We start from the raw sequence: 14,127 nt of genomic DNA on the forward strand, positions 1-14,127 counted from the left end.
GAATAAATGTAGCCTGTTTCAGCAGACAGATGGCCAGGCTTTCACATACATCACCTTGTAAAACCATTTCATATCGATAATGGCCCCTGCCAGGGAACAAGGGCCGTTTTAAATATTGATGACCCTAATGGAGAATAGAGACCATGCCTCCCAAGTTGCTTTATGGTGGAATCGACTTTGATTTTGACAACCCCATGTTCGGAATTGAAGAGATCAGGGAAATTAACCCTCAGCGATTTGAGATGGAACAGCTTTCCGGAATCGTGCATGTCGACAGGGAAAATCATGGAATCGTCGGCTTTAAAGACATTACCGAAAATGAATTCTGGGTCCGGGGACACATGCCCGGCTTCCCCTTAATGCCTGGCGTGATTCTCTGTGAATGTTCGGCGCAGCTTGCCGGATTCTATGCCCGCAAGTACAAACTGCTGGGCGGCGATTTTCTCGGGTTCGGCGGAATGAACGATGTCCGCTTCCGCAGCCCCGTCTTTCCGAATCAACGATTAGTCATCATGGCCCAACTCGCCCGGATTCGTGCCGGCAAACGTGCCGAATTCAACTTTCAGGGGCTGGTCGGGGACAGCATGGTCTTCAGCGGCCAGATGATTGGCGTGCCGATCGACAAAAATCAGGAAATCCCCGGCTCAGACGGAGCCTGATGCGAGCATATCTGATCTCCCGGGACTCGATTCGCCATGAGTCCGGGAGTTCAGTCTTTTATTACAGGCTGCGATCGGATCGGGTCGCGTGATTTCCACAACGAACCGTTGATTCACTGCGCGCCGCGGAATCGTCAAAGCTCTCGAACAGGACTTTGACTATTCATCATCTGCCGGTGGTTCGATACCGAAATCTACGATCGAAAGCAGGGCTTCAAACGGAATATTGCGCTTCGCAAAATTCGCTGCGCCCCCCTGCAGACGGTCCACAACACCCAGCGCTTTGACCACTTCACAGCCGAACTCTTCTGCCCGATCTACCGACAGCAGGGCACTGCCTGCAGTCGTAATCACATCATCCACGATCACGACTTTGTCGCCAGGCTTCACAGGGCCTTCGACATACTTGATCGTGCCATGCCCCTTGGCTTCTTTTCGAACCATGAACCCATTCAGGGCTCTCCCCTGCTCGGCAGCAATTGCCAGCACGCCGGCAACAATCGGGTCGGCTCCTATCGACATGCCGCCAATCGCGTCGAATTCGGTATCGCCCAGCAGTTCCAGAAGACCGGCAGAGACCATCCGCAGTCCATGTGAATGCAGGACCACCTGCTTGCCATCCAGGTAATAGGTGCTCTTCTTACCTGAAGCCAGAGTGAAATCGCCGAACTTTAAAGCCCGCTCCCGAAACAACTCGATCAGTTTTTCCCGATCATACATGAATGCTCTGTCCCTAACCTGAATGTGTGACGTTATCGAATGCCTATCCTGACTGCGCACGTCCCATGACTGCGCTTCAATCCGGGTTGGCCACACGTATTCTACAGGCTTGAATTCAACATTCAAACGGACCGCAGGCCCAGAATACCCGAAATCGTGTTTATTACATTGTTGCATGCAGCAAACAGATCACGGGTCGCTGGTTAGAGAACAGATTCTCCCTGTATCTCAGGGACGGATCACCACTTCCGAGCCGATGCCGAGCAGGTCATAAACTTCTGCAACATGCTCATTCAACATCCGCACGCAGCCTTTCGATTCTGCTTTGCCGATGGAAGCCGGGTCAATTGTGCCATGAATCCCATAACTGTCGCCGATATCAATCCAGCGTTCTCCCAGCGGATTGGAGGGATCATCATTGGCAATCACACCGTCAGGACCATAGTAGACAGGATCAACGAGTTTGTCTTTCACCAGAAACTTACCGGTTGGCGTCGAGTGATCTTTCCCGGTTCCAATCGAATACCTGCGAACAAAGTAACCATGAGCGTGTACGGTTAACGTAAAGTCACTCAAATCCACAAACGCATTGAAGGGACCTTTGATCACTTTCAATTTCTGCCCCGGTCTGATTTTCACGGGATCAATCTGATTCAGTTTCGCCAGGTATTCCCAGTTGATCTTATAATCTTTCGCGACCTTGCGAAGCTGATCGCCGGGTTGAATTTCATAAGGCGTCATGAAGTGAGGCTGGGGTGAAAAATAGATCAACCGTGCCGTTTCTTCGATACGTGATTTGATCACGGGATACAGTTCAGGTTGTGCCCAGTAGATCTTGGAGAGGGCTTTATGCGCTTCGAGGATCTTCCGCTGCTGAATCAGTTCATCAATGGCAATCAGATCGGGAATTTCCTGCTCTGCCGGGCTGGCACCAATCTCTTCTTTATAGCTCGCATGTTTGGCGGTTTTAATGACAGGTTCGCTGGCGCGTTTAATTCCTTCCGGTGGTTGAAACTGGCGAGGCGCACGCGGGTCAACCGTCTGCCGCTCGGTCATCTCCGGCTGTTCCTGCTGCAGAGGCCGTGCTGACTGTTTAAACTGCTCCGGTCGTTTAAACAGTTGTGGCTCTAATGATTCGTTTACGGGAGAATCAACGGTGGTTTCCGCTTCAACAACCTGCCCGCTCATTGTCCGTTTATAAATCCGTGGAAGTTCAATATCGCGGGTTTTGTAGGCACGCTGATTATCATTTCCTTCAGGCAATGCTTCTGCCGGTGGCTCAGATTGTGCGATAATCGTTTCGTTGGACAGAATCGGCTCAGCTTCGTCGGTCTCCGACTCTGTTTGAGTGACCGCCTGCTGCTCTTCTTCATGCAGCGCACCCGTGGGAGCACTGCTCACCTGAAAAGGGAGCAGATCATATTTCCAGGCAGCGGTTCCCAGAATCCCCAGTCCGGCAATCATGATAAAACGAAAGGGAGTAATCAATCGGCCCCGGTTACGACTTCGCATCTTGTCTTCTTCCTTGATTCACAATCCATCCGTGTATTGGTTACAATCAGAGAGGCGGAACTATAACAAATCCGTTCGATTAAGCCTACGGCGATCTCGCGAAATTCGACTTGAGTATCCTGAGACGTAAGTCTTATATTAATAATTGTTTAAGATAGAACCGCTGCACACCACCGATCGGCGGGAATTACAAACTTTCGACAAAACAACCCTAGTCAACAAGACCCTTATTGCATAACATTTGCAAAAACAAATACGATATTTTGCCGTCTGCTCTGCCAGACCGCTTTCTCTGCCCAACAATCGAGGTCAGTATGTCTCTGCTGCTGGAAAATGTGAAAAAGAGTTATCGCGAGCCCGATGGCTCCACGCTTCCGATTCTGGATATCGAGCGATTTGAAATCAAAGACAAAGAACAGGTCGTCCTGATCGGCGAGAGTGGCTCCGGGAAATCGACACTGTTAAATGTCATCTCCGGCATCACTGCCGTCGACAGCGGAAAAATCACCATTGCCGGCACCGAGATCGCTTCGATGGCCGAAGTCGTCCGCGACCGCTTCCGGGCCGAACGCATTGGCTTTGTCTTTCAGACGTTCAATCTGCTGCCGGCATTTTCTGCACTGGAAAACGTACTGCTGGGTATGAGCTTCTCCCGCAAAAAACCGAGTCGCGAACGGGCGAAAGAACTGCTGGCACTCGTCGGACTGGAGCACCGCCTCAATCATCACCCCAAGCAGATGTCAGTGGGTGAACAACAACGCGTCGCTGTAGCCCGGGCACTGGCCAATCAACCCCGACTGCTGCTGGCAGATGAGCCGACGGCTAACGTTGACATCGCCAATCAGCAGACGATTTTAGAGTTACTCCGCGACGCCTGCACCCAGAATCAGATCGCCATGCTGCTGGTCACCCACTCACAGGAAGTCGCGAAACAGTTTGAGCGAGTGGAGACGTTGACGGAATTCAACAAAGTGCATGCCCGCGTCTGACAGCTGCGATAAGCCACGGTAACATTCATCATTCTTCTTTTGCGAACAAAGTAATCTCTCTAATGAATACTCTGACGATAGCCTGGAAAAGTATCCGACAACGCCGCATCGCTTCTCTACTGACGGCTTTGAGTGTTGCCCTGGGTGTCACGCTGATGATCTCTGTCCTGGTCATTAACGGCGTCATCGATCGCATGTTCAATCAGACTGCCAGCGGTTACGATCTGATTGTCGGCCCCAAGGGGAGTGCACTGCAACTGGTGTTGAATACGGTCTTCCGGGTCGGAGCTCCGATCGAAAATCTGCCTTACCGCTATTACACCGAGCTGCAGAAAGACCCACGCGTCAAAGAAGCCATTCCGTTCGCCATCGGCGACGTGACCCAGAAAGGGGGCTTCCCGATTGTTGGCACTATCCCCCGCTACTTCGCACTGGAATACATTCCCGGTCGCCATTTCCGCATCAACAAAGAGGGAAAGTTTCTGCCGGGCACCTGGGATTCAGTCATCGGTTCTGCCGTTGCCAAACAGAATAACTGGAAGATGGGGGACGAGTTCAGTCTGATTCATGGTTCCGCAGAAAGCGGACACGTGCATGATGAGAAATTCAAAATCGTCGGCATCCTGGCACCAACGGGAACTCCCAACGACCGGACCGTCTTCGTCAACCTGCGCGGCTTTTATCAGGTCTCCGGTCACGAGAAACCACTGGAAGAAGCCATCCGCCGCGAAGCCGCCTTCTTCGGCGAAAAAGTGGATGAAGAAAAACTGAAAGCCCAACTGAAAGAAAGTGCAGAACACGATCACCATGATCACAGCGGACACGATCACGGTCATGACCACGGCCATGAAGTTCCCGATGCTCAGAAAGAAGTCACCGCGATCCTCGTGCAGATGAAAGGGGACCGCCTGCGCGGGTTCTCCTCCATCAAGTTTCAATCGGAGCTGAAAGAAGGCAATCAGGCACAGGCCGTCAACCCGATCCAGCAGATCAGCTGGTTGATGACGAATATCGTAGGCAACATCAGAACCATGCTCATCGTGTTGACGTCGTTGATCATTGTTGTTTCCGGAGTCGGCATTTTCGTGAGCATCTATAACTCCATGTCCGACCGTAAAAGAGAAATCGCCATCATGCGTGCCCTGGGTGCAGGCCGCGCAACCGTTTTTGCGATCATCCTCTCTGAATCGGTCCTGCTCTGTCTGGGGGGTGGCATCCTGGGAATGATTCTGGGCCACGGTCTGGTCTTTATCGCCGCACCGATTATCGAAGCCCGCAGCGGCCTGTTGATCGATCCTTTTGCTTTCAGTTCCACCGAACTGATCCTGCTGCCAATTCTTGTGGTTCTGGCATCCCTGGTCGGATTCATCCCCGCCATGACTGCCTACCGCACCGACGTTGCCAGCACCTTAAGCGATTGAGCATCACTTTTTCACCAGAGTACACTCCGTCTGAAATACGGCTATGAATAGAAAAGAACGCCCTGCTGCCCCAGGCAGCGTGTTCTTCATCCATATTTCATACCCGCCTCACTCGCACTTCATGCTGTGTCTTTACACTACCTGTCATTACAGACACCTGAAAATGACAGCCTCTTTCGTACTGACGCCGCATGCGATTTCAATCCGCTTACATCTCGACGCGTCTGGAACAGAGCAATCGAGGTGTCCTGACCGCCTGGTCTGTGGTGGCTGCATTTACCACTTACTTCTGCATGTACGCATTTCGGAAACCGTTTACCGTGGCACAGTACGAAGACCTCGTCTTCTGGGGCATCGGGTATAAAGTCATTCTACTGTTTGCCCAGGTCAGCGGTTATGCCCTCTCTAAACTGATCGGCATTAAAGTCATCTCGGAAATGACACCACACCGACGGGCGGCCATGATTCTGACTCTGATCGCGATTGCCCATCTCGCGCTGCTCCCGTATGCGATTGCCCCGTACTGGTTGAAGCCGGTATTTCTTTTCTGTAACGGCTTACCACTGGGAATGGTGTTTGGCTGTGTCTTCGCATTCCTGGAAGGGCGACGGGTAACCGAAGCGATGGCCGCCGGCTTGTGTGCCAGTTTCATCATGGCTTCCGGCACCGTCAAGTCGGCAGGTGCGATTCTGATGCAGTCCTATGGCGTCTCTGAATTCTGGATGCCCTTTCTCACCGGCGCCCTGTTCTGGCTCCCCCTGTTAGCCGGAGTCTGGATGCTGGAACAGATCCCTCCCCCCAGCGAACTGGATGAGACAGCCCGCTCGAAACGTTCTCCCTTTAATGGAACCGAACGCAGACAGTTTTACTCCCGCAATGCACTGGGATTAAGTGTTTTGATTCTGCTCATGGTCTTACTCACCATCTTTCGCAGTGTGCGCGACGACTATGCTGCTGAAATCTGGTCGGGATTCGGAGTCGAAAAGCCACAGATTTTTGCCCAGTCTGAATTCGTGGTCGCCATCGTCGTCATCGCCTTAAGCGCGGTCGTCGTGTTTATCGGCGCTAACTATCGTGCCTTTCTGACAGGCATGATCATGGTCGGTCTCGGCTTCGGGTGTGCGCTGGCGACAACCCTCTCTTACTGGGGAACCATTGCCTGGACAGAAGCAGCCGCGTTCCAGTTCATGGTGCTGATCGGCATCAGTCTGTATGTGCCTTATGTCCTGTTTCATACCACCATCTATGAACGGGTCATCGCCATGATCCGCGACAAAAGCAACGTCGGATACCTGCTCTATCTTGGAGATTTTGCAGGTTACATCAGCACGGTGATCCTGATGGTCATCGTCAATCTAATCTTTCAGAAGAACCTGGATTTCGTGGCCCTGCTGTTCTGGCTGGCGCTCATCATCTCCCCCCTCTCCATCGCAGGAACGCTGGTCGTCATCTGGTATTTCCGCCAGAAACAGACAGTCAGTGAAACCGGACCTTTGCTGGAACAGGAACCCGAAACCAGCCTGACCCCCAATACAGGTATTGTATCATGAACACAATTCTGAACGCCTCCCAACTCGACCGCTGGTATCAGACCGGCTATCTCAAAATTCCCGGTTTTCTCTCAGCATCGGAAACGGAGAATCTGCGCGAGTGGGTGGAAGAAATCAGCGACTGGCCAGCCGACCCTGAAAAATGGATGCACCACTTTGAACAGACTCCGTCTGGCGTGCGGCCCGCGCGCACGGAATACATCCTGGCCTATCATCCCGGCATTCGACAATTGCTCACGCTGGGTAAAATTCCCGATTGTGCCAGCGAGTTAATGGGGGAAGCGGCAATCCTGTATAAGGAAAAAATCAATTACAAATATCCGGGAGGTGGTGGCTATGCTGCCCATCAGGATGCCCCCGCGTATGAATTCATCCGTAACCATATCACCTGTTCTATCGCCGTCGATCCTGCGACTCCCGAAAACGGCTGCCTCTTCTTTGCGCCCGAACTGCATCAGCAGGGACTGCTGCATCTGGATAAAAATGGCTGCATCGACACGGAATACGCTGAGACCCTGGACTGGGAACCGGTTCCCATGCAGCCGGGAGACGCGCTGTTCTTCAGTTCCTATGCGCCGCATAAAAGTCCCCCCAACGAAACGCAGCAACCGCGCCGAACGTTATACCTCACGTATAACGCCCGCTCGGAAGGAGACCTGCGAGAGGAATATTACGCCGACAAACGACGTTCGTTCGCCGAGGCTGATACAACAGGCGGCGAGAAACTGAAAATCAGTAAAATTGGTCATTTTGATGGAAAGCCAGCGCAGCAGATATGAAAGAAAAAATTGAACTCTCACTCTGTTATGTCTTATCGCTCTCTAAAACTCCCAGTGAAAGAGTGACTGCCCTCTTCGAATTGATGCAGGATCACGGGCAGAGTTTTTACGACGAAGCGGTCACCCAACTGGAACATGCTCTCCAGGCAGCCCATCTCGCGAAAAAAAGTCATGCGACCATGGAGCAGATCACCGCAGCTCTGCTGCATGACATCGGCCACTTCCTGATGGACGAACACGACGAGCAGAACAACTTCCTCGCGGAAGACTGGCAGCACGAAACCGTCGGTGCGCAGCAGCTGGCCCCCTTCTTCGGCAAGGCGGTTACAGAACCCATTTTTCTGCATGTTCCGGCAAAACGCTATCTGTGCACAGTTAATGCGGACTATTTCAACGGTCTTTCCCGCGCCTCTCAGCGAAGTTTTGAACTCCAGGGGGGACTGATGACTGTCGACGAAATTGCAGATTTCGAACAGAATCCGTTTCATCACACCGCTGTTTTACTCAGACGCTGGGACGACGGTGCCAAGGTCAAAGGGCTGAAAGTGCCCGGACTGCAGGAATATCACAAAGAAGTGGAAAGCTGTCTGGAGCATGCCTGATCTCTGTCCCTGCAGACAAATTTGAAATCCTGTACAGAAGGGGCATCAGAAACGGGCACCGTGCTAATTATCATAAACTATTATGATTATGTGCCTTATGACGCAGTTTATTCCCCACACTGCACCGTGATTCTTAAGATTCATAAAAATTCAACAAAAAACAGCCTGATTACGTATATACTGAGGGAGTCGGTACGCACTCAGCGTCAATTCCAGACGAAAGCCGGGGATCGTCGTTTTCTTTGCGCGAAGGCGCGCTGCCTGGCGACAGGCTGCGTGATTTCTCTGGTTTTCTCTACGATTTCAGGGGTGCTCTCGACCCGCTAGCATGATATGATAAAGAGAGAAGCCGTATACACTCCGGCCGAGATCGTCTCCGGGGTCATGGTTGCTGATTTTGTTATTTTTCTATCTCTGATTTCTGCTGATATTTTGAAAGGCCTTGCAAGATGTCGCAAGTTCTTGATGGTTCGAATCAATCGCTGGAAAACCCTGCTGACTTTCAGGACGAATTTTCCTACAAACCCGTTCCCCCGACCGCCGTCGTAGGATTGGGTCTTGGTCTGTTTTCCTTTATCGCACTGTTCGGCATTATTGGTCTGGGTATTGCCGTCACTGGTATTGCTGTTTCACTGATCAGCCTCTGGAATATCAAACGTTCCTCTGGTGAACTCGGTGGCAGAATGGTGGCCTCTTCCGGACTGGTGCTCTCAGGCTTCTTTCTGGTCAGTGGCATCGGTTACCAGTCCTTTGTTTATGCCAACGAAGTGCCGGAAGGTTATCACCGTCTGAACTTCAGCAGTGACATCTCAGCCAAAGGTTTCGTCACCAAAGATGGCGTCCAGAGTGTGAACCCGGATGTGCTCAAACTGGACAAGCAGAATATCTTCCTCAAAGGCTACATGTATCCCACCGGTAATACCAAAGACCTCAAGAGCTTCATCCTGGTCAAAGATAACGGCCAATGCTGCTTCGGCGGACAGCCCGACGTCAAAGACATGATCCTTGTGGAAATGCAGGGAGACAAACGGGCTGACTTTTATGCAGGCCTCGTCTCTGTCGCGGGAGAGTTCCTGGCAGAAGCTCCCACCACTGCAGGAGATTTACGCCCCGTATACCAAATGAAGGGAACCCACTTTGAACAGGCTCGAACTTCTTACTGATCAAGAGGAGAGCCTATTCAATTTCGATTCTGAAACCTGGAAAGAAAACCAAATTCGCGTTCACTGTTTATCTGAATGGCTCAGGTTGATCATCAGTCTGAGCCATTATCAACTTTGTCAGGAAGTTGGTGCAACCACCCGATCATCAGGAGATTGATCACGTGCAGGCCCACCTGAATCCTACCCGACCGTTTTGTTTCACACTCATTCTTTTCATCCTGGGCAGTCTGTCTGTCATTGTCAGCGGGTGTTCTTCATCTGACTCGACCGATTACAGGCAGTTCAGCGAAAAGATTGATCACGACCGTTCTCCGTCTGATACCACACCTGTAGAAGCAACTGCTGATGCAGCACCTGAGCAAAAACCGGTCGAACCGGCGGCCCAGGTAGAAACATCTGCCACCGCTCCTGTGAAACCGGAAGTACCGGCTGCTCCTTCAGAAGAGACAACCACTGAAGCCGCCAAATCAGATTCACCTGTTTCGTCACCCGCTGAGAAAAACGCCTCCACCGATCACTCTTTGCCCGTTGTAGCACAGAGACCCGACCCCAAAAAACGGGCGCTGACAAAAGAAGAAGTGGCACAGGAAAAAATCGCCAGTGAGCCACGGGAAGTGAAAATCCTGGTCAAAGACCGCTCTTTCCGGACAACCTCTCCCGAAAACGCACTCCTCGTCAACTACGACGATCTCGATTTACTCAAAGTCATGAACATGGAACCGGTCACTCCCCGGGCTCCCGAACTCATGCCGGAATGGCTGAAAAACCTGGATGGAAAACGCATTCGGATTCGCGGGTTTATGTATCCTCCCTTTCAGCAGACAGGCAATGAATACTTTCTGCTCGCACGGGATAATCAGATTTGCTGCTTCGGTAAGAACCCGAAAATCTACGATCTGTTCCCGGTCATTATGCGGGAAGGTGTCACCGCCGACTATATTCTGAATCGCCCCTTTGACGTTGTCGGCGTATTCCACATCAACGCGGTAAGCTTTGACGGAGAACTCGAACGCATCTACACGATTGACGATGCCATCGTCATTGATAAATAATGAAGTAGTACTTTACAAATAACGAACTCCCTTCGTTTCACCAATAATTGAAATCTACCGCCACGAGGTTCGGCACATGACTGGTCTGACAAAGCATTTTAATAATCGCGTATTCCTGGCTCTCATTTGTGGCCTGATCATATTCGCACAAACACCGGCCCTCACTGCCTGCCCTTTCTGCTCTGCACCGTCACTCACATTGACCGAACAGCTTTCACAGTCTGATGTCGCCGTTCTGGCACAATGGACGGAAGCCGAAAAAGGGACGCTGGAAAAAGCCGGCAAGACCGTTTTCGAAGTCAAAGAAATCGTGCGGCAGTCTGATAAAGACAAACTCAAAGTCGGCGATCAGATCACAATCAACCGACATCGCCCGGGCAAAAAAGGCAACCTGTTTCTCCTGCTGGGAACCAAAGGCGCGGAAGTCGACTGGGGGGATCCTATCGAAGTCACCGAAACCAGCTTTCACTACATTTCACAGGCCCCTGCTCCGGAAGAAAAAACATCCAAACGACTCAAGTACTTCCTGAAGTTTCTGGAATATCCCGACCAGATGATCTCCAACGATGCTTATGCAGAATTTGCCAATGCACCGTACGAGGAGATCACGCCCCTTTCCAAAGAAATGCCGCGCGAAAAAATCCGCAAATGGATCATCAACCCTGACACTCCTGTCACCCGCATCGGGCTCTACGGTCTGCTGCTCGGACTCTGTGGCACCGGGGAAGACGTCTCCTTCATGGAACAGAAAATCAATGAACCCACCAAAGAATTCCGCCTGGGCATTGATGGCGTCATTTCCGGCTATCTGCTGCTGACCGGTGCGGACGGACTGGATAAAATTGATGAAACCAAATTCGTCCCCAAAGATATCGCGTTCAGCGAAACCTACGCTGCCATGCAGGCCCTGCGATTCATGTGGACCTATGGTGATGGCCGAATCGACAAAGAGCGTCTGCGAAAATCCATGCGACTGCTGCTGGATCGTCCCGAACTGACCGATCTGGTCGTCGCCGATCTGGCCCGCTGGGATGACTGGTCTGTCCTGGATCGTCTGATGGACATGTATGGCACCGGAGACTACGACATCCCCTCGATCAAACGGGCCATCGTACGCTACCTGCTCGTTGCATCAAAAGGTAAGAACAAAAAAGGAGGTGGTCCTGATGCAGCCACCGCCGAAAAAGCAAAAAAACTGCTCGACAAACTGCGTAAAGAAGACCCCAAAACCGTCCAGAGTGCAGAACGGTTCTTCTTCCTCAAATAGAGGCTGAGTGAAACAGCGCTCGCGGGATGACAACTGGAAGTCATGAATCTCCTCAATCAGCCGAAGGATCGGTGATGAACGTGCGAAAACGAACTGAAGTCAAGCACTGTGGTATTTTTATCCTCTGCAGTTTACTGCTGGCCTTAAAAGTAACGACGCTGGAGGCCTGCCCGTTCTGTCCGGGTCCCTCCACCACGCTTTCCCGACAGCTGGAACTCGCGGATGTCGCGATCCTCGGCCAATGGTCGAGCGCCAAGCTGGGGACGCTTCAGAAAGCGGGACAGACCAGCTTCGTGATCTCAGAAGTGCTGCATCAACCACGTAAGAGCACTCTGAAAGTCGGTGACCAGATTACTCTATCGCGTCACTACGCCGGCAAACCGGCCCAGCAGTTTTTTCTGACGGGAGCCCGCGGCATCAGTCTGCACTGGAACGAACCGGTGGCGATGACCAGTGCCAGTATTCATTATTTAAAACAGGCCCCTTCGCAGAAAATGGAGACGAGTCACCGTCTCCGCTATTTCCTGAACTATCTGGAACACCCGGACCCGATCATCGCCAACGATGCCTTTGCCGAATTCGCGAATGCCCCTTTCGAAGCAGTCACCCCCCTGGCGGAAGACCTGCCTCGCGAAAAACTTCACAGCTGGCTGGAAAACGAGAACACCCCCGTTCCCCGACTGGGTCTGTATGGTCTGCTGCTTGGTCTATGCGGTCAGGAGCCGGACATCCAGTTCATGGAAGCAAAGATCCTTGAGCCGGCACAGGGAATCCGAATGGGTATCGGCGGTCTGATGTCCGGTTACCTGATGCTGACAGGTTCTGCCGGCCTGGACAAAATCGATAAATCCAAGTTCCGGGATAAAATGGCGGCCTTCAGTGAGACGTTTGCCGCGATGCAGGCACTCTCTTTCATGTGGACTTTCGGAGAGGATAAGATTGAGAAACGCCGCCTGAATCAGTCAATGCGACTGCTGCTGGAACGCCCCGAACTGGCCGATCTGGTCATCGCGAATCTGGCGCGGTGGGAAGACTGGACCGTCATGGAGCGCCTGGCCGAATTGTACGGTGCCAAAGACTATGATGTACGTTCGGTTAAAAAAGCCATCATCCGCTATTTCCTGGTGGCTTCGCTTGTCCCGCCGACCAGAGCAGGTGGAAATGATATAGAAACATCCCGCAAAGCAAAGCAGTTCCTCGAACTGCTGCGTCTGACAGACCCTCAGACAATCCGGAGTGCAGAACGATTCTTTCAGCCACCCCGGTGATTAGCAGGCATTTCGTTTTTTCTCCATGGGAACGTTGTCAGCTGATATCTTCTTCCGCTAGAGTAACAGTACCCGTTTTACCCTGTCCGTGCACTGTTTTTAGAGAAGAATACCGATCATGCCTCGTGTCATCTGTACTGCCAAAATGTGTGAATTCGGCCCGCATTTCGAAATCCTGCAGGCCGCCGGTTTTGAAGTCGACACGGTTCCCACAGATGTTGATCTCCGTAAAGAACCACACCGCGTGGTCGAACAGGTTCAGGGTTACGATGCCATCCTCGCCGGTGCCGAAGTCTATTCCCGCGAAGTACTGGAACAGCTGCCCGAACTGAAAGTCATCTCCCGTTACGGAGTCGGCTTCGATGCCGTCGATCTGGCTGCCGCCGATGCGCAAAACATTGTGGTCACCATCACACCCGGTGTGAATCATCACTCCGTCGCAGAACAGGCATTCGCTTTACTCATGGGCATCGCCCGCATGACACGCACTCAGGACCGCGCCGTTCGCAGTGGCGAATGGGAACGGGCTTTAACTCCACGCGTCTGGGGCAGCACCATCGGCATCGTCGGCCTGGGTCGCATCGGTCAGGCTGTCGCGACCCGCGCCATCGGTATGGGCATGCATGTACTGGCTTACGATCCATTCCCCAACGAAGAATTCGCCAAAGCACATCAGATCAAAATGCTCGGCCTGGAAGAACTGCTGAAACAGTCAGACTATGTCACTCTGCATCTGCCCGTGACTCCCGATACCGTCGACCTCATCAACCGGGATACCCTGGCCATCATGAAACCGGGATCCGTGCTGATCAACACAGCGCGCGGGGGACTGGTTGACGAAGATGCATTGGTGGAAGCACTGGAATCGGGGCATTTACGGGCGGCGGGACTCGATGTTTTCAAAAAAGAACCATTGCCTGTTGAAAGTCCCCTGATCAAACTGGAAAATGTACTATTAAGCTGTCACACAGGTGGACTCGATCAGGAATCACATCGGGACGCCTATGCGATGGCGGCTCAGAACATCGTCAAACTGCATCAGGGTGAATGGCCCGTAGAGTGTGTTGTCAATCTGAAAGAGACGACTGGCTGGAAATGGTCCTGATCATTCAATTACCTGACCTGGCGCAGCACAACCAGTCTGA

General features: G+C 52.2%; 13 protein-coding genes. 11 read left to right on the top strand and 2 right to left on the bottom strand.

Annotation, left to right across the window (positions count from 1 at the left end; translation table 11 throughout):
- Positions 1 to 143 precede the first annotated feature (143 nt).
- Positions 144 to 659, top strand: coding sequence for a 3-hydroxyacyl-ACP dehydratase FabZ family protein (locus ACN0YN_RS16955; protein WP_417386215.1), 516 nt, complete (start codon positions 144 to 146; stop codon positions 657 to 659).
- A 159-nt stretch (positions 660 to 818) separates the two neighbouring features.
- Here the strand turns inward: ACN0YN_RS16955 and pyrE are convergent, their stop codons facing one another.
- Complete coding sequence (pyrE, locus tag ACN0YN_RS16960; protein WP_417386216.1) at positions 819 to 1,379, bottom strand: orotate phosphoribosyltransferase; 561 nt, start codon at positions 1,377 to 1,379, stop codon at positions 819 to 821.
- A gap of 228 nt (positions 1,380 to 1,607) precedes the next feature.
- On the bottom strand, positions 1,608 to 2,891 hold the full coding sequence (locus tag ACN0YN_RS16965; protein ID WP_417386217.1) for a L,D-transpeptidase family protein: 1,284 nt from the start codon (positions 2,889 to 2,891) through the stop codon (positions 1,608 to 1,610).
- 314 nt (positions 2,892 to 3,205) lie between these two features.
- Here ACN0YN_RS16965 and ACN0YN_RS16970 point away from each other — a divergent pair, with 314 nt between their 5' ends.
- The 10 genes from ACN0YN_RS16970 (at position 3,206) to ACN0YN_RS17015 (ending at position 14,087) form a co-directional block, all read left to right on the top strand.
- Positions 3,206 to 3,880 carry an ABC transporter ATP-binding protein gene (locus ACN0YN_RS16970; protein ID WP_417386218.1) on the top strand — a complete coding sequence of 225 codons (675 nt, stop codon included), beginning with the start codon at positions 3,206 to 3,208 and terminating at the stop codon, positions 3,878 to 3,880.
- A gap of 62 nt (positions 3,881 to 3,942) precedes the next feature.
- Positions 3,943 to 5,301 (top strand): ABC transporter permease, encoded by a 1,359-nt coding sequence (locus ACN0YN_RS16975; RefSeq protein WP_417386219.1) that lies wholly within the window; start codon positions 3,943 to 3,945, stop codon positions 5,299 to 5,301.
- 191 nt (positions 5,302 to 5,492) lie between these two features.
- Complete coding sequence (locus tag ACN0YN_RS16980; RefSeq protein ID WP_417386220.1) at positions 5,493 to 6,851, top strand: DUF5690 family protein; 1,359 nt, start codon at positions 5,493 to 5,495, stop codon at positions 6,849 to 6,851.
- Complete coding sequence (locus tag ACN0YN_RS16985) at positions 6,848 to 7,630, top strand: phytanoyl-CoA dioxygenase family protein (protein WP_417386221.1); 783 nt, start codon at positions 6,848 to 6,850, stop codon at positions 7,628 to 7,630. Before ACN0YN_RS16980 ends, ACN0YN_RS16985 begins: the two co-directional genes overlap by 4 nt.
- Positions 7,627 to 8,232, top strand: a complete 606-nt coding sequence (locus ACN0YN_RS16990; RefSeq protein WP_417386222.1) for an HD domain-containing protein — start codon at positions 7,627 to 7,629, stop codon at positions 8,230 to 8,232. The genes ACN0YN_RS16985 and ACN0YN_RS16990 overlap by 4 nt, the downstream gene beginning before the upstream one ends.
- A 449-nt stretch (positions 8,233 to 8,681) precedes the next feature.
- Entirely contained in the window at positions 8,682 to 9,395 is a 714-nt protein-coding gene (locus ACN0YN_RS16995; RefSeq protein ID WP_417386223.1) for a hypothetical protein, read from the top strand.
- Between the two features lie 128 nt (positions 9,396 to 9,523).
- A complete protein-coding gene (locus tag ACN0YN_RS17000) occupies positions 9,524 to 10,447 on the top strand; it encodes a hypothetical protein (RefSeq protein ID WP_417386224.1) in 924 nt (307 codons plus the stop codon).
- 76 nt (positions 10,448 to 10,523) lie between these two features.
- Positions 10,524 to 11,714 (top strand): hypothetical protein, encoded by a 1,191-nt coding sequence (locus ACN0YN_RS17005; protein ID WP_417386225.1) that lies wholly within the window; start codon positions 10,524 to 10,526, stop codon positions 11,712 to 11,714.
- Positions 11,715 to 11,788: 74 nt separating this feature from the next.
- Positions 11,789 to 12,982, top strand: a complete 1,194-nt coding sequence (locus ACN0YN_RS17010; RefSeq protein WP_417386226.1) for a hypothetical protein — start codon at positions 11,789 to 11,791, stop codon at positions 12,980 to 12,982.
- Positions 12,983 to 13,100: 118 nt separating this feature from the next.
- A complete protein-coding gene (locus ACN0YN_RS17015; protein WP_417386227.1) occupies positions 13,101 to 14,087 on the top strand; it encodes a phosphoglycerate dehydrogenase in 987 nt (328 codons plus the stop codon).
- The last annotated feature ends 40 nt before the right edge of the window (positions 14,088 to 14,127 follow it).

The organism is Gimesia sp. (genome assembly GCF_048260065.1).
Classification (GTDB): domain Bacteria; phylum Planctomycetota; class Planctomycetia; order Planctomycetales; family Planctomycetaceae; genus Gimesia.

Bases quoted from the DNA above. Each gene is read 5' to 3' on its own strand.
- ACN0YN_RS16975 (WP_417386219.1), top strand. From the start codon at position 3,943: ATGAATACTCTGACGATAGCCTGGAAAAGTATCCGACAACGCCGCATC.
- ACN0YN_RS16985 (WP_417386221.1), top strand. From the start codon at position 6,848: ATGAACACAATTCTGAACGCCTCCCAACTCGACCGCTGGTATCAGACC.
- pyrE (WP_417386216.1), bottom strand. From the start codon at position 1,379: ATGTATGATCGGGAAAAACTGATCGAGTTGTTTCGGGAGCGGGCTTTA.
- ACN0YN_RS17015 (WP_417386227.1), top strand. From the start codon at position 13,101: ATGCCTCGTGTCATCTGTACTGCCAAAATGTGTGAATTCGGCCCGCAT.
- ACN0YN_RS16990 (WP_417386222.1), top strand. From the start codon at position 7,627: ATGAAAGAAAAAATTGAACTCTCACTCTGTTATGTCTTATCGCTCTCT.
- ACN0YN_RS16980 (WP_417386220.1), top strand. From the start codon at position 5,493: ATGCGATTTCAATCCGCTTACATCTCGACGCGTCTGGAACAGAGCAAT.
- ACN0YN_RS16965 (WP_417386217.1), bottom strand. From the start codon at position 2,891: ATGCGAAGTCGTAACCGGGGCCGATTGATTACTCCCTTTCGTTTTATC.
- ACN0YN_RS17005 (WP_417386225.1), top strand. From the start codon at position 10,524: ATGACTGGTCTGACAAAGCATTTTAATAATCGCGTATTCCTGGCTCTC.
- ACN0YN_RS16955 (WP_417386215.1), top strand. From the start codon at position 144: ATGCCTCCCAAGTTGCTTTATGGTGGAATCGACTTTGATTTTGACAAC.
- ACN0YN_RS16995 (WP_417386223.1), top strand. From the start codon at position 8,682: ATGTCGCAAGTTCTTGATGGTTCGAATCAATCGCTGGAAAACCCTGCT.
- ACN0YN_RS16970 (WP_417386218.1), top strand. From the start codon at position 3,206: ATGTCTCTGCTGCTGGAAAATGTGAAAAAGAGTTATCGCGAGCCCGAT.
- ACN0YN_RS17010 (WP_417386226.1), top strand. From the start codon at position 11,789: ATGAACGTGCGAAAACGAACTGAAGTCAAGCACTGTGGTATTTTTATC.